The sequence below is a fragment of the Bradyrhizobium sp. WSM2793 genome, assembly GCF_000379585.1.
Classification (GTDB): Bacteria; Pseudomonadota; Alphaproteobacteria; order Rhizobiales; family Xanthobacteraceae; genus Bradyrhizobium.
The window spans coordinates 33,518-48,784 of the sequence record NZ_KB902793.1; the positions used below are offsets into that span (position 1 = coordinate 33,518).

Sequence of the window (15,267 nt, forward strand, 5' to 3'; positions counted from 1 at the left end):
CCTCGTCAGTTGGGCTGGCTGCCGCAGCCGAAAGGCAACGCGTAGGTGCCTTTCGGCACGGGGGCCGGGTTCGTGGGCGCCGGTCGTGTCGCGAGCCAGGCCGCGACCGCGGTGACGTCCGCCTCGGTCAGATGGCCAGCGACCTGCTGCATGCAGTCTGGCGATTTCGCCGTGCGGGTGCCGTAGCGCCAGGCGCCGAGCTGGGCGCTGATGTAATTGGCGCGCAGGCCGAGCAGGCCGGGGATGCCGGGTTGCATGCCGGCGAGTCCCGGGCCATGGCAGCTCACGCAGGCCGGAATGTTGCGGCTGGCATCGCCGCTGGTGGCGAGCAGCTCGCCCAGCGCCAGCACGTCCTTGCTGACCTCGCTCGGCGCCGGCTGCGGCAGCGGCGGATGTTCGCCGGCGAAATATTCCGCCATCGCCTCCAGATACGGATCGGGCAGAAACTCCAGCAGATAGTTCATGGGCGGATATTTGCGGCGGCCGCTGCGGAAGGCGAGCAGCTGATTGTAGAGATAGCCGGCGGGCTTGCCGGCAAGCCGCGGGAAATAGACGTCGCTGGTGCCTTCGCCCTTGTTGCCGTGACAGGGCGTGCAAGCCTCGACCCGCGCCGCCATCGTGTCCGGAGGCTGGTTGGCCGTTTGTGCGGTCGCACCATCAATGGTGGCCAAGGTGATAGTTACGGCGACTGAAGCCGCGGCGCGAGCGAACAATTTCGTCGCCCTCCAAATGCTGGTCCGGTTGATTCCGGCTCACAACGTAGAGCGGCATTATTGCGCCAATATTTTCTCGCGCAAGATCGGAGACGCGTGATGACGTTTGGTCGCGCCGTCTGCATTCGCGATTCCGATCGAATTGGACAAACTTGCGTGCTTTTTTCAAAAACTTAGCATAACGCTGCGGTCTCGCGACAGTTCCTGCCCGAGTCCTGCATTGGTCATGTCGCCCTCAGATGTCAGAGGGCGCAGGGAAGGCCGGGTGCCGGCTGGCACCCGCGGTCCACTGTGCGAATCCTGCGTGACAAGAAGCTGCACAGCGGCATACAGGTGTAGCCAGGACAACCCGGCCTTCCCTGCGCAGTGGTTTGACGGCTTATGCCGAGCTCTCCCCGGGGAGCGATGCACTATTGCCCCCGTCGCCTTGCAGATGACTGACGTGCGCACCCGGTCGGGCACCACACATCACCACAAGACTTGACGCACAGACCCCGGGCGTCAGGACGACACGGTTTTGCCGTACGCAGATCACACCGGTCGTGTGCACGATAGGCTGTTGCTCACGGTTGCCCGCCCTGCAATGCCTCTCGCGCCGATGTGACGAACGTCCACCGCAGCTCACCCCACGTTTCGTGACGATCGCGATACGCCCCTCTGACCGGGGTGAGGTGGCGAGACAATGCGATAAAGCCGAAATTCTGTAAAGGCGAATATTTTCGCCCGCGCGCCTTGCCCTACGGCTAGCGTGTTTTGCCCGTCGGGCAACGCAAGACATTGTACGCCGTAGGGCGGATTAGCCGAAGGCGTAATCCGCCATTCTGGTCCCGCGACGAGAGACGCGGCGGATTACGCTTCGCTAACCCGCCCTAGGGACCGTGTTCCCTTCGGGATCAATTCGCGCCGCAGTGAGTTTGCAACGGATTGTCCGGGTTGGAGCCGCCATGACCATCAATTTCGACACGTTGAAAGCCTCGCTCGTCCTGTATGGCTTGAACGCGATTTACGCGATCCTTCTGCTCGCGATCGGCTGGTACCTGTCGGGCGCCATGCAGCGGTTCGTCACGCGCCTGTTGAGCGTCACGCATCGCGTCGACCCGCTCGTGACTTTGTTCGTGGGCAGCCTTGCACGTTACGGCGTGCTGGCGGTGGTCGGCATCGCCGTGCTTCAGCTGTTCGGCATTCAGACCGCGAGCCTCGTTGCCGTGCTGGGCGCGACATCGCTCGCCATTGGTCTGGCACTTCAGGGCACGCTCTCCAATCTTGCCGCCGGCGTGATGCTGCTGTTGTTCCGGCCGTTTCACATCGGTAACGATGTCGAGGTCGCCGGCAAGGCGGGCAAGGTAAAGTCGCTGTCGCTGTTCATGACCGAGCTGGTCGCGCCCGACAACACGCAGATCCTGTTGCCTAACGGGCAGGTGTGGGGCGCGGCCATCATCAACCGCAGCGCCTATCCCGGCACGGGCGAGGTCAAGGTTGCGTTTCCGGTCAGGGCCGGATCGGCCAACGCGCTGGCAGACCGGATCCTGAAACAGCTGCGCGACGATCCCCGCATCGCCAAGGGTGTCGCACCGTCGGTCAATGTGACGAAGGTGATCGCCGCCGATCCCGCGGCGCCCGTCGTGGAATTGACGGTCAGCGCGAGGGTGAATCCGTCAGATGCCGATGCGGTCAGGCAGCGGGTGCTCGACCATGCGAGCGCGCTGCTGGCGGCGGCATAGCCGCCTCAGCCGAGGCGAGTTGGAACGAAACTAATTCCAAGCTGAGCGCTGTTTGCTCCAGCGCAACCAGATCCCGACCGCGCGCGGCGAGGTTCGCGCGTGATCGCGACGGCGTACCACATCGCCGCGTGGAGAGTGGGGGCTGGACTTGGGAAGCAAGATGAAGAATCCGTCGTTGGGGCGAGGGCGCTCGCGGCGCGCATGTAGAACGAAGGGTGCGGTGCTGCTGTCCTGGACTGCGTCCGGCTTGCTGCTGCCGGCCCTCGCCGGGGAGGCTTGCCTGGCGCAATCGGCGGCGCCAGGCGCGTCGGTCCAGCTCGATCCTGTCGTGGTGGAGGCACCGAAGAGCGCGGCGAAGCCCCCGGCGGCATCTCGCGAGCGGGTCGCGGCGCGGCGCGGCGCCGCCAAGCCGCAATCTCGCAGCGGTGACAATTCCGGCGACGAGGTTACGGGGCATGCTGCCTCGGCTGCATCGGTGCAGGAGCGCTTCGAAGCGCTCGCAGGCGGCGTCGCGGTGGTCCGGCGCGAGGATCTCTCACCCACGGGCAATCCGACCGTGTCACGTGCCCTCAGCGGTGTTCCCGGTGTCGTGGTGCAGAATTTTTTCGGCGGCAACGACCAGCCGCGCATCCAGATCCGCGGCTCCGGCCTGCAGCAGAATCCGGTCGAGCGCGGGCTGCTGGTGCTGCAGAACGGCTTGCCCATCAATCGCGCCGACGGCTCCTACATCGTCGGCTTCGCCAATCCGCAGCAGGCTGAGGCCATCGAGGTCTATCGCGGCTACATGGCCAACCGCCTCGGCGCCACCGTGCTCGGCGGCGCGCTGAACTTCGTGTCGCCGACGGGATCGTCCTCGCCGGGCACGCAGGCCGCAATCAGCGGCGGCAGCTTCGGCCAGATCAATGCCAGCGCGCAGACCGGCGGCAGGAAAGACAATGTGGACGCGCTGGTGCAGGCCGATTTCAGCCGTCGTGACGGCTTTCGCGACTACAACAGCTCCGAGCGCAGCAGTTTCAATGCCAATGTCGGCGCCGTGCTGTCCGAGAATGTCAGCACGCGCTTCTTCATCGGCTACACCGATCTCGGCTTCGATGTGGCGGGACCGCTGACCAAGAGCGCGATGCAGGCCAATCCGCGGCAGGTGTTTGCCGGGCCGACCTTCATCCCGCCGTCGACCTCGATCAATCCGGGCCCCAACGTGGTGCGCGACAGGCCGCGGCGCGAGGCCGAGCAGTTCGTGGCGGGATCGCGAACCACCGCGACGTTCGACGCGCATCTGTTCGACTTGGCGCTCGGCTATACCCACAGCGACGACATGTTCCGCTTTCCGATCTCCTCAGGCGTCCGCGCCACGCGGGGTGACGATGCGACCGGCGTGTTCCGCTACGCCTACAAGCCCGACAGCGCGGCGGCGTTGCCGCTCGTGGAAACGACCGCGCAATATTCGGTGGGATCGGCGGATCGGGAGAATTTCATCAACCAGGCCGGGCAGACCGGCGCCAAGTTCGGCGAGAGTCGGCTCGATGCGACGACGCTGGCGCTGCATAGCGGCCTCAATCTACCGATCTGGGACCGGATCACCCGTGTCGCCGGCGATCGCCTATGGCCACGCCACGCGCGACAATGACGACGTCTACCGGATTGCGACGCGGCCGACGATCGCCTACAATCCGGCAAATCCGACCATGCTGCTGCCGAACGGCGCAGTGCCAACGCAGAGCTCGAGCTATGCGCGCAGCTATTCGGCGTGGAGCCCCAGCCTCGGCGTGACCTTCCGGCCCGTGCCCGGCCAGACCGTCTTTGCCGCGGTCAGCCGCAGCTTCGAGCCGCCGTCACATGACGATTTGCTCGCGACGATCAACGGGACGCCGAACAGCAGCTCGGGGCGGCCGACGCCGGGCAATCCGGGGCTCGTCGCAGCTGCGTTCGCGGCGCCCAATCTGAAGGCCCAGACCGCCACCACGGTTGAGGGCGGCTGGCGCGGCCGCGCCGGCATCCTGTCGTGGGACGCGGTCAGCTACTATTCCTGGGTCGACAACGAACTGCTCAGCCTGCGCGACTCCACCGGCGCGTTGATGGCAGCGTTCAATGCCGACCGCACCACGCATCTCGGCGTCGAGCTCGGCCTCGGTGTCAGGATCGCGCAGCGGCTGACCGGCCGCGTCGCCTACACCTACCAGGACTTCCGCTTCGACAACGATCCACTGCGCGGCAACAACCGGCTGGCCGGCGCGCCGCCGCATCTCGTCAACGCGGTCCTGCAATATCAGGCGACCGACGCCTGGAAGCTCGAAGGCGTGGTGCGCTGGAGCCCGGGCCACATGCCGGTCGACAACATGAACACGCTGTTTGCCGATCCGTTCGTGGTCGCCGATCTGCGTACCGAATACCGGATCAGCGAGCGCTTCTCGGTGTTCGGCGAGATCACCAATCTGTTCGACGCGACCTATGCCGCATCGACCCTGATCGTCGATCAGGCGCGACCGGACCAGGCCGCGTTCATCCCCGGCGACGGACGCGGCTATTACGGCGGCATCCGGGCGCGGTTCTAACTTGCAAAGGAGACTCCCATGATTGCAGACCACACGATGCCACCGGTCGACCTGCCCGGAGGCGATCTCGACGTGGCGAAGATGCCGGGTCACTGGCTGCTGGCCCGGCTCAGCAAGCGCGTGCTGCGTCCCGGCGGTCTTGGCCTGACGCGCGCGCTGCTGCACGGGCTGGTGATCGGCGCCGAAGACGATGTCGTCGAGTTTGCGCCTGGGCTCGGCGTCACCGCGCGCCTGATCCTGGCGCGAGGCCCGCGAACCTATGTCGGCGTCGAGCGCGATGCGCAGGCGGCGGCGTGGACGAGGCAGCAGCTGCCGGCGAGGCGGAATGTCTCGGTCATCGTCGGCACGGCCGATCGGACGACCTTGCCGGCCGGTTCGGCGTCGGTCGTGATCGGCGAGGCGATGCTGAGCATGCAGACCCAGGAGCAGAAGCGCCGCATCGCGGCGGAAGCGTTCCGGCTGCTTCGCCCCGGCGGACGTTACGGCATCCACGAGCTCGCCGTGACGCCGGACAATATGCCGTTCGGCCAAAGGCAGGAGATCGACCGCGCGCTCTCCGGCGCTATCCATGTCGGCGCGCGTCCGTTGTCCGGCGACGGATGGAGAGGGCTGCTGGAGAGCGTCGGCTTTCAGATCGAGGCGGTCGAATTCGCGCCGATGCATCTGTTGCGGCCGCGGCGCCTGGTGCAGGACGAGGGCCTCGTCGGCGCCTTGCGGCTCGCCAGGAATCTTCTGCTGGATCGTGCGGCGCGGCGCCGGGTGCTGGCGATGCGGCGGGTGTTCGAGCAGCATCGCGCCAATCTGGCTGCGATCCGCGTGATTGCCCGCAAGCCGTGAGCGGGGTGCTCAGCCCCGCGGCGACCGCGGCGTCCGTCGTTTGGCCACATGCCGGCGCGGCGAGCGCGTCACACGCGGGCGCAGGCGGCTTGCAGCGGGACGGCGCGGCTTGGCCTGGGGCTGCGGGCCGCGGGCCAGATCCATCAGCATGCGCAGCGCCTCGACCACCGAGCGGGCGCGCACCGCGGTGCGCCCGATCGCGCCGAAGCGGTGCTCGCGGTGGATGATGCGCCCGTCGCGCGCTGCGACGGCGAAATGCACGAGACCGACCGGCTTGCCGGGCGTCGCGCCGCCGGGGCCGGCAATGCCGGTGATGGCGACGGCGAGATCGACGCCGGCACGCTCCAGCGCGCCGACCGCCATCGCGGTCGCGGTCTCCTTGCTGACGGCACCGAAGTTCGTCAGCGTGCCGGCTTCGACGCCGAGCATCGCGCGCTTGGCGTCGTTGGAATAGGTGACGAAGCCTCGATCGATCACGTCGGAAGAGCCGGGGATGTCGGTCAGCGCGCCGGCGACGAGGCCGCCGGTGCAGGATTCAGCCGTCGCGATCGTCAGCTTGCGCATCCGGCACAGGTCGAGCAGCGAGCGGGAGAGGGCGCGTGCGTCGCTGCCGCCCATGACCTAGACGCTCCAGGGAAGACGGATGGTGGCGCTCGCGGTCGCCGCGATGCCTTCCTCGCGGCCGGTGAAGCCGAGCCGCTCGCTGGTGGTCGCCTTCACCGCGACGCGCGAGACGTCGACGCCGGAAATCTCGGCGATGCGCGCACGCATGGTGTCGCGCAGCGGGCCGATCTTCGGCCGCTCGCAGATCATGGTGACCTCGAGATTGGCAACGCGGCCGCCGCGCTGGGTGACGCGCTCGATGGCGTATTTCAGGAACTGGTCGGAGGAGGCGCCCTTCCACTTGGCATCGCTCGGCGGAAAGTGCGAACCGATGTCGCCGTCGGCGAGCGCGCCGAGGATGGCATCGACCAGCGCATGCAGGCCGACGTCGCCGTCGGAATGAGCGAGAAAACCCTTGGTGTGCGGCACGCGCACGCCGCAGAGCATGAGATGGTCGCCCTCACCGAAGGCGTGCACGTCGTAGCCCGTGCCGGTCCTGATATCGCCGAGCTGGGCCGCCAGGCGCGCTTCCTCGCGCACGAAATCCTCGGGAGTAGTGAGCTTCATATTGGCAACATCGCCTTCAAAGGTTGCAACCGTCAATCCCGCCCATTCGGCAATCGCGGCATCGTCGGTGAAATCGCTGCGGCCATCCTTCGCGGCGCGACGATGCGCTTCGAGGATGACGTCGAAACGAAAGGATTGCGGCGTCTGCGCGATTCGCAACCGCGCACGGTCCGGCGTGCCCTCGACATTGCCGCCATCGCCGGTCAGCTTGATGGTGTCGGTGACGGGAACGGCGGGGATGGCAGCGCCGGTGCGGCTCGCCGCCTCGATCGCGCGCGAGATCAATCCTTCCGAGACGAAGGGGCGGGCGGCGTCGTGGATCAGCACGATGTCGGGCTCGTGCTTGACCAGCGCCTCGAGGCCGGCAAGCACCGAGGCCTGCCGGGTCGCACCGCCATTGGTCGGCGGCTCGTGCTCGAGCCCGGCGACCGCGGCCGTGAAGATGGCGCTGTCATCAGGGTTCACCACCGGCTGCACCGCAAACACGTCGGCGTGGCGGCTGAAGGCTTCCATGGCGCGGTAGATCACGGGCACGCCGCCGATCTCGCGATATTGCTTCGGCCCGCCGGCGCCCGCACGCAGTCCACGCCCGGCTGCCACGAGGACGACTGCGGTGCGTTGTGATTTCGCCATAGGACTCGAATACTCAGTTGGTGATGGAGAGTCGGGGAGTGGGGTGATTGCCGCATGCCTCTAGCACGGCAGGCCCGCAAAAAAAGGGGGTTTCCCCGGATTGTTGGAAACAGCAATTTGCTGCACTGCACTTGAAAGATTTGCAGAATTGTCTAAACTGTAGGCATGACGCTTGACTGCACAAGAATTGTGCGCAAGATAGGTCATGGCAGGCGCGATGAGGCCCTGCCCAGTCAACGAGAACCCCGTGACCGGTTCGGCAGTATCCGGCTCTAAGCCGTTGAAAATAGGCGATATTGATGTCGCCACCCCGGTCTTCCTGGCACCGATGTCGGGGGTGACTGACTCGCCCGTCCGCCGGTTGGCCGCCGAGCTTGGCGCCGGTCTCGTCGTGTCCGAAATGACTGCCAGCGATGAGCTCGCGAGCGGCCACCGGATGTCCCGGTTGCGTTGCGAAGCCACCGGCATCGGCCCGCACGTGGTCCAGCTCGCCGGCTGCGAGACGCATTGGATGGCGGAGGGCGCCCGGATCGCCGAAGCCGAGGGCGCCGATATCATCGACATCAACATGGGCTGTCCGGCCCGCCACGTCACCGGCGGTCAGTCCGGCTCGGCCTTGATGCGCGACCTCGACCATGCCGTCAGCCTGATCGATGCGACCATCGCGGCGGTGAAGGTGCCGGTGACGCTGAAGATGCGGCTCGGCTGGGACGACCGCAGCCGCAACGCGCCGGAACTGGCGCGGCGCGCGGAAGCCGCCGGCGTCAAGCTCGTCACGGTGCATGGCCGCACCCGCAGCCAGTTCTACAAGGGCGAGGCCGATTGGGATGCGATCCGCGCCGTGCGCGAGGCCACCTGCCTTCCGCTCGTCGTCAACGGCGACATCACTTCCTACGAGAAAGCGCTCGCGGCGCTCGAAGCCTCCGGCGCCGACGCCGTGATGATCGGCCGCGGCGCGCAGGGCCAGCCCTGGCTGCCCGGTCAGATCGGCCGCCGCCTGCAGGGCGGGGCTGAGGAGGCTGGGCCCTCGCTGGAAACGCAGCTGCATTATGTCCGCACGCTCTATGAGGGCGTCTGCGCGCTCTACGGTCTGCGCATCGGCCTCCGGCATGCCCGCAAGCATCTGGGCTGGGCGCTCGATGTCGCAGCCGAGGTAAGCCGCGCGCCGGCCGAAAAGCTGAAATCCTGGCGCCAGAAGATCCTCACCTCGGAAGATCCGCGCCTGGTCCACCAGTCGCTGCAGGATGCGTTCGACGACTTCGGATGGAGCGCTGCTGCATGAGCTCCGCCGCCGAACATCGCCGGCCGTCCGACAGCGACGCGATCCTGGATGCCTTGCCCAACCCCGTGCTCATGATCGGGCCGGACGGCAAGATCGTCGCCGCCAATATCGCGACCGAGGCCTTCTTCGACATCTCGACGCAGTTCCTGAAGCGGCAGTCGTTGAAAGAGCTGGTGCCGTTCGGCAGCCCCTTGCTGGCGCTGATCGACCAGGTGCGCTCGTCGAATTCGCCGGTCAACGAATACAAGGTCGATCTGGGCACGCCGCGCATGGGCGGCGACCGGCAGGTCGATCTGCATGTCGCGCCGCTGACCGAGCGGCCCGGCCATATCGTGGTGATGCTGCAGGAGCGCTCCATCGCCGACAAGATGGACCGCCAGCTCACCCATCGCAGCGCGGCGCGCTCGGTGATCGCGCTGGCCGCGATGCTGGCGCACGAGATCAAGAATCCACTCTCCGGCATCCGCGGCGCGGCGCAGCTTCTCGAGCAGCAGGCCTCGTCCGAGGACCGCATGCTGACGCGCCTGATCTGCGACGAGGCCGACCGCATCGTGACGCTGGTCGACCGCATGGAGGTGTTCGGCGACGAGCGCCCCGTATCGCGCGGCCCCGTCAACATCCATTCGGTGCTCGACCACGTCAAGCGGCTGGCGCAGTCCGGCTTTGCCCGCAACATCCGCTTCATCGAGGATTACGATCCCTCGCTGCCGCCGGTGCTGGCGAACCAGGACCAGTTGATCCAGGTGTTCCTCAATCTCGTGAAGAACGCCGCAGAAGCCCTGATCGACATCCCCGACGCCGAGATCCAGCTCACCACCGCGTTCCGCCCCGGCGTGCGCCTGTCAGTCCCCGGTCAAAAATCCCGGGTATCCTTGCCGCTCGAATTCTGCGTGAAGGACAACGGACCTGGCGTGCCGGACGATCTTCTGCCCAACCTGTTCGATCCCTTCGTGACCACCAAGCAGACCGGCTCGGGCCTGGGCCTTGCGCTGGTCGCCAAGATCGTCGGCGATCACGGGGGCATCATCGAATGCGAATCTCAGCCGCGCAAGACCACCTTCCGCGTGCTGATGCCGATGTATTCCACATCGGTGAAACATGCCGATCAAAGCAGTCGCGCCGACTCTGCCGGGAAGCCGTCGCCTGCGTCACAGGGGGCGAAATGAGGATTAACGATGCCCGCAGGTAGCATTCTCGTAGCAGATGACGATACCGCCATCCGCACCGTTCTCAATCAGGCACTGTCCCGCGCCGGCTACGAAGTGCGGCTGACCGGCAATGCCGCAACGCTGTGGCGCTGGGTCAGCCAGGGGGAGGGCGATCTCGTCATCACCGACGTGGTGATGCCGGACGAAAACGCCTTCGACCTCTTGCCGCGGATCAAGAAGATGCGGCCGAATCTGCCCGTCATCGTCATGAGCGCGCAGAACACCTTCATGACGGCGATCCGCGCCTCCGAGCGCGGGGCGTACGAATATCTGCCGAAGCCGTTCGACCTCAAGGAGCTGATTGCCATCGTCGGCCGCGCGCTGGCCGAGCCGAAGGAGCGGGTCTCGACCCCGGACGAGGACGCCGAGATGGAGGCGATCCCGCTGGTCGGCCGTTCGCCGGCGATGCAGGAAATCTACCGCGTGCTGGCGCGGCTGATGCAGACCGATCTCACCGTGATGATCACGGGCGAGTCCGGCACCGGCAAGGAACTGGTGGCGCGCGCGCTGCACGATTACGGCAAGCGCCGCAACGGCCCGTTCGTCGCGGTCAACATGGCGGCGATCCCCCGCGACCTCATCGAATCCGAACTGTTCGGCCATGAGCGCGGCGCCTTCACCGGCGCCAACACCCGCGCCTCCGGCCGGTTCGAGCAGGCCGAGGGCGGCACGCTGTTTCTCGACGAAATCGGCGACATGCCGATGGAGGCGCAGACGCGATTGCTGCGCGTGCTGCAGCAGGGCGAATACACCACCGTCGGCGGCCGCACCCCGATCAAGACCGACGTGCGTATCGTCGCGGCCTCCAACAAGGATCTGCGCGTCCTGATCCAGCAGGGCCTGTTCCGGGAAGATTTGTTCTTCCGACTCAACGTCGTGCCGCTGCGGCTGCCGCCGCTCCGCGAGCGCATCGAGGATTTGCCCGATCTCATCCGGCACTTCTTCGCGCTGGCCGAGAAGGACGGCCTGTCGCCGAAGAAGCTCGACGTGCTGGCGCTGGAGCGGCTGAAGCAGCACCGCTGGCCCGGCAACGTGCGCGAGCTGGAAAACCTCGCCCGGCGCCTCGCCGCGCTCTATCCGCAGGACGTGATCACGGCTTCCGTCATCGATGGCGAGCTGGCGCCGCCCTCGGTCAGCCCGGGCGCCGCGGTCCAGCAGGGCGTCGACAATCTCGGCGGCGCAGTGGAGGCCTATCTGTCCTCGCACTTCCAAGGCTTCCCCAACGGCGTGCCGCCGCCCGGCCTCTATCACCGCATCCTCAAGGAGATCGAGGTGCCGCTGCTCACGGCCGCGCTCGCCGCCACCCGCGGCAACCAGATCCGCGCCGCCGACCTGCTCGGCCTCAACCGCAACACGCTGCGCAAGAAGATCCGGGATCTCGACATCCAGGTCTATCGGAGCGGGGGCTAGTTCCCTCGCGACAAACGCTAAACGCGTTTACGCGGACGGTGGCTCAGCTCCCCCTACCAAAGCGGAGCTGAGCCTGTCCGGATCGCGCTGGCCGTTTTGGCTGACGCGGTGAGCAGAAGTCGGAATGGGGCCGAAATGTTCCGCGGTCACACATGTTCCGCGGTCACACAAGGGTGAGGCATTCAGTCGCCCGCGACCGCGATCCATCACCTGAACAGTCGCTCGGTCGACGGCATCAGGCGCGCGACGTCTGTCGTCGGCTCCTGCAGACCGGGACCGTTGACCAGCAGATCGGACGCCACGATCAGCAGCAGAACGGCAGAAACCATTATCGCGAGGAAGAACCTATCCATGCCATGTCAAGCCGGAATGGCCGGAAACAGTTCCCCCGTCTGACATTATCGATCTACCTCTAGAAGGTTCCAAGATCTGGCGTCCCGCTATGCTGGAAACCGCTGACCGTTGACCTATGTCAACGTCGCCGGTGACATCTCTCCTTGAGTGGCCTCGCACACAACGAGGTCAGATTGCGATGGAAAATCTGAAGCCGCCTGCCGGTCCCATGTCGGAGTTAGTCGCCTCCGCCGTGGAGTATCTGGTCGATGCCGGACAGCGGAGCGTGTTGTTTCTGGACATCATGCGCCAGCGCGGCGACCAATATCGCGAGCACCTCGCGCAGACCGCGCCGCATGTGCTGCAATATGCCGCCGAGTTGATCACGGACGGCCGCAAACTCGACGAGCCTGTCAACTACGCGCTCGTACGCATCATCCCACCCAAGAATGTCGCGATCGACATGAGGCGGCGGCCGTTCGTCGTCGTCGATCCGCGCGCCGGCCATGGTCCCGGCATCGGCGGCTTCAAGGCGGACAGCGAAATCGGTGTCGCGATGAAGGCGGGACATCCCTGCTACTTCATCGGGTTTCTGCCCGAACCCATGCCCGGCCAGACGATCGAGCGCATTGCGCGAGCCGAAGCGACGTTTCTTGAAACTGTCATCAGCCGTCACCCCGACGCCGACGGCAAGCCTTGCGTCATTGGCAATTGTCAGGCCGGCTGGGCGATCATGATCCTGGCGTCGCTACGGCCGGAGCTGTTCGGACCGCTGATCATCGCAGGCGCGCCGCTCGCTTATTGGGCGGGCGTGCATGGCAAATATCCGATGCGCTATTCCGGCGGCCTCCTGGGCGGAAGCTGGCTGACGGCGCTGACGAGCGATCTCGGTGCCGGCAAGTTCGACGGCGCCTGGCTGGTGCAGAATTTCGAGAACCAGAACCCCTCGAACACACTCTGGACCAAGCAATACAACGTCTATTCCAAAGTCGACACCGAGGCCGAGCGCTATCTCGACTTCGAACGCTGGTGGGGCGGGCACGTCAATCTCAACGCCGAGGAGATCCAGTTCATCGTCGATGAGCTGTTCATCGGCAACAACCTCGCCGCCGGCCGGATCGAAATGTCGGACGGGGAGAAGGTCGACCTGCGCAATATCCGCTCGCCGATCGTGGTGTTCTGCTCCAAGGGCGACAACGTCACCCCGCCGCAGCAGGCGCTGGACTGGATTTGCGACTGCTACGCCGACGTCAATGAGATCAGGGCATATGGCCAGACCATCGTTTACACCATCCACGAAAGCATCGGTCATCTCGGGATCTTCGTGTCCGGAGGCGTCGCCAAGAAAGAGCATTCCGAGTTCTCCAGCAACATCGATCTGATCGACGTGCTCCCGCCCGGGCTCTACGAGGCGACGTTCGAGGCGAGGGGCAGCGAGACGCTCAACGCCGACCTTGCAACGGGACAATGGGTAATGCGTTGCGAGGCCCGTACGCTCGACGACATCCGGGTCATGGGCGGCAATTCCCCCGAGGATGAGCGGCGGTTCGCCACCGCCAAGCGCATCTCGGAGCTCAATCTTGCAGCCTATCAGAAATTCGTGCAGCCCTGGATCAAGAAGATGGTGACGCCACAGGCGGCCAACTGGGCGCGCGAGATGCATCCGCTACGCATGCAATATGAGGCTTTCAGCAGTCAGAATCCATGGATGTCCGTGGTGAAGGCGGCGGCCGATCGCGCCGAAGAGAAGCGCAGGCCGGTGTCGCAAGACAATCCGTTCCTGGCCTTCCAGGAGCATGTGTCGAAGCAGATTGTGCATGCGCTCGACAGCTGGCGCGATGCCCAGGAGGCGCTGAGCGAGACCGTCTTCCTCAACGTCTATGGCTCACCTGCGCTCCAGGCCGCTGTCGGCATCGACCCCAACGCCGAGTCAACGCGGCGCCGTGAGATGTCGGACGAGCATCGCGCCATGCTCGAAAGCAGGATTGCGGAGTTGAGGGCGAAGATTGGTGACGGTGGCCTGCGGGAGGCTGCTATCCGCGCGCTGCTCTATGTCGGCTCCGCGCGCGGCATGGTGGACGAGCGCAGCATCGAGGCGCTGCGCCAGGTTAGGCGCGACCATGCCGGCTCCCGGATGACCCTGTCCGCATTCAAGATGCTGGTACGCGAGCAGTTCTTCATGCTGCTGCTCGACCGAGAGGGCGCCTTGGCGGCCATTCCAAGGTTGTTGCCCGAGGACATGAACCAGCGGCGCGCGGCCTTCGAGGCGATGTGCGAGGTGCTCTCGGCAAGCGCGGACATCACCGGCGAGCGCGCCAATCGCCTGAGGCGAGTCGCCGAGTTATTTGGCCTGGACGGAGAGGGCGAGATGACGTCGAACGTCGCGCCATTCGATCCCCAGGCAAGAGCGTCGTAGCGTGGTTGACGAAAGCGGGAGTGACCTGATGTCGACCGATATGACGCACGAAACCGGCGGCAAGTACGACCGGCTGATCGCGGCGGCGAGGGCTGCGCCCCCGACACCGACCGTCGTCGTGCACCCCTGCGACGAGACTTCGCTGCGCGGGGCGATCGACAGCGCCAGCGCGGGGATCATTCGACCGATCCTGGTCGGGCCGGAAGGGAAGATCAGAGACACCGCCGCGAGGTTCGATCTGGACGTATCAAGCTTCGAGATCGTGGATGCCGCCCATAGTGACGACGCCGCGGCCAAGGGCGTCGAGCTCATCCATGCCGCCAGAGGTGAGCTGTTGATGAAGGGCAGCCTTCACACCGACGAGTTGATGCGCGCGGTCACGGCAAAGACCGGCGGCCTGCGCACGGATCGGCGCATCAGCCATGTCTTCGTCATGGATGTCCCGGCCTATGCCGAGACGATTTTCGTCACCGACGCCGCGATCAACATCTTTCCCGATCTCGATGCCAAGCGCGACATCATCCAGAACGCGATCGATCTCTACAATCACGCCGGGTTTGGCCAAACGCCGCGCGTGGCGATCTTGTCGGCGGTCGAGACCGTGACGTCCAAAATTCCCTCGACCATCGAAGCCGCCGCCCTCTGCAAGATGGCCGATCGCGGCCAGATCAGCGGCGGCGTGCTCGACGGTCCCCTGGCGTTCGACAACGCCATCGACCCGGAAGCGGCACGCATCAAGGGCATCGAGTCCGAGGTCGCCGGCCGCGCACAGATCCTGGTCGTTCCAGATCTGGAGTCCGGCAACATGCTGGCCAAGAATCTCGCCTATTTCGCCAAGGCGGATGGTGCCGGCATTGTTCTTGGCGCGCGGGTACCCGTCGTCCTGACGTCGCGCGCCGATACGCCGCGTGCGCGCATGGCCTCCTGTGCGGTGGCGGCGCTCTACGCGCGCGCCCGGCGCCAGAAGGCGCCGTCAGTGGCCGCGTGATCGC

Annotated in this window: 14 protein-coding genes; 9 read left to right on the plus strand and 5 right to left on the minus strand. The window is 65.9% G+C overall.

Features of this window, described 5'->3' with window-relative positions; all coding sequences use genetic code 11:
- Window positions 1-5: 5 nt before the first annotated feature.
- Entirely contained in the window at window positions 6-713 is a 708-nt protein-coding gene (locus tag A3AS_RS0125770) for a c-type cytochrome (protein ID WP_018320429.1), read from the minus strand.
- 944 nt (window positions 714-1,657) lie between these two features.
- Here A3AS_RS0125770 and A3AS_RS0125775 point away from each other — a divergent pair.
- The 4 genes from A3AS_RS0125775 to A3AS_RS0125785 all read left to right on the plus strand — a co-directional run bounded on the left by A3AS_RS0125775 (window position 1,658) and on the right by A3AS_RS0125785 (window position 5,823).
- Window positions 1,658-2,434: a mechanosensitive ion channel family protein gene (locus A3AS_RS0125775; protein ID WP_018320430.1), complete on the plus strand. Its 777-nt coding sequence runs from the start codon at window positions 1,658-1,660 to the stop codon at window positions 2,432-2,434.
- Window positions 2,435-2,654: 220 nt separating this feature from the next.
- Entirely contained in the window at window positions 2,655-4,061 is a 1,407-nt protein-coding gene (locus tag A3AS_RS50120; RefSeq protein ID WP_371260716.1) for a TonB-dependent receptor plug domain-containing protein, read from the plus strand.
- On the plus strand, window positions 4,018-4,986 hold the full coding sequence (locus A3AS_RS50125) for a TonB-dependent receptor domain-containing protein (protein WP_371260717.1): 969 nt from the start codon (window positions 4,018-4,020) through the stop codon (window positions 4,984-4,986). The genes A3AS_RS50120 and A3AS_RS50125 overlap by 44 nt, the downstream gene beginning before the upstream one ends.
- A gap of 18 nt (window positions 4,987-5,004) precedes the next feature.
- Complete coding sequence (locus A3AS_RS0125785) at window positions 5,005-5,823, plus strand: class I SAM-dependent methyltransferase (protein WP_026202360.1); 819 nt, start codon at window positions 5,005-5,007, stop codon at window positions 5,821-5,823.
- 9 nt (window positions 5,824-5,832) lie between these two features.
- Here the strand turns inward: A3AS_RS0125785 and A3AS_RS0125790 are convergent, their stop codons facing one another.
- Genes A3AS_RS0125790 through A3AS_RS48510 form a run of 3 tightly spaced genes read right to left on the minus strand, consistent with a single transcriptional unit; the run spans window position 5,833 to window position 7,935 of the window.
- Window positions 5,833-6,441, minus strand: a complete 609-nt coding sequence (locus A3AS_RS0125790; protein ID WP_018320432.1) for a CinA family protein — start codon at window positions 6,439-6,441, stop codon at window positions 5,833-5,835.
- Window positions 6,442-6,444: 3 nt separating this feature from the next.
- Complete coding sequence (locus A3AS_RS0125795) at window positions 6,445-7,626, minus strand: bifunctional 2-C-methyl-D-erythritol 4-phosphate cytidylyltransferase/2-C-methyl-D-erythritol 2,4-cyclodiphosphate synthase (RefSeq protein WP_018320433.1); 1,182 nt, start codon at window positions 7,624-7,626, stop codon at window positions 6,445-6,447.
- 60 nt (window positions 7,627-7,686) lie between these two features.
- Entirely contained in the window at window positions 7,687-7,935 is a 249-nt protein-coding gene (locus tag A3AS_RS48510; RefSeq protein WP_198293728.1) for a hypothetical protein, read from the minus strand.
- Between A3AS_RS48510 and dusB the strand changes: the two genes are divergently transcribed.
- The 3 genes from dusB to ntrC are packed head-to-tail and all read left to right on the plus strand — an operon-like array spanning window position 7,907 to window position 11,526.
- Entirely contained in the window at window positions 7,907-8,908 is a 1,002-nt protein-coding gene (gene dusB, locus A3AS_RS0125800) for a tRNA dihydrouridine synthase DusB (RefSeq protein WP_018320434.1), read from the plus strand. The two genes, A3AS_RS48510 and dusB, sit on opposite strands and share 29 nt — an antisense overlap.
- Window positions 8,905-10,074, plus strand: coding sequence for a nitrogen regulation protein NR(II) (locus A3AS_RS0125805; protein ID WP_018320435.1), 1,170 nt, complete (start codon window positions 8,905-8,907; stop codon window positions 10,072-10,074). Before dusB ends, A3AS_RS0125805 begins: the two co-directional genes overlap by 4 nt.
- Window positions 10,075-10,083: 9 nt before the next feature.
- Window positions 10,084-11,526, plus strand: coding sequence for a nitrogen regulation protein NR(I) (ntrC, locus tag A3AS_RS0125810; protein ID WP_018320436.1), 1,443 nt, complete (start codon window positions 10,084-10,086; stop codon window positions 11,524-11,526).
- Window positions 11,527-11,732: 206 nt separating this feature from the next.
- On the opposite strand, the gene A3AS_RS48515 is transcribed toward ntrC, so the two are convergent.
- On the minus strand, window positions 11,733-11,879 hold the full coding sequence (locus A3AS_RS48515; RefSeq protein WP_177237179.1) for a hypothetical protein: 147 nt from the start codon (window positions 11,877-11,879) through the stop codon (window positions 11,733-11,735).
- A 179-nt stretch (window positions 11,880-12,058) separates the two neighbouring features.
- Here A3AS_RS48515 and A3AS_RS0125820 point away from each other — a divergent pair, with 179 nt between their 5' ends.
- Window positions 12,059-14,275 carry a DUF3141 domain-containing protein gene (locus A3AS_RS0125820; protein ID WP_049814986.1) on the plus strand — a complete coding sequence of 739 codons (2,217 nt, stop codon included), beginning with the start codon at window positions 12,059-12,061 and terminating at the stop codon, window positions 14,273-14,275.
- 28 nt (window positions 14,276-14,303) lie between these two features.
- Window positions 14,304-15,263 (plus strand): phosphate acetyltransferase, encoded by a 960-nt coding sequence (locus A3AS_RS0125825; RefSeq protein ID WP_018320438.1) that lies wholly within the window; start codon window positions 14,304-14,306, stop codon window positions 15,261-15,263.
- Window positions 15,264-15,267: the final 4 nt, after the last annotated feature.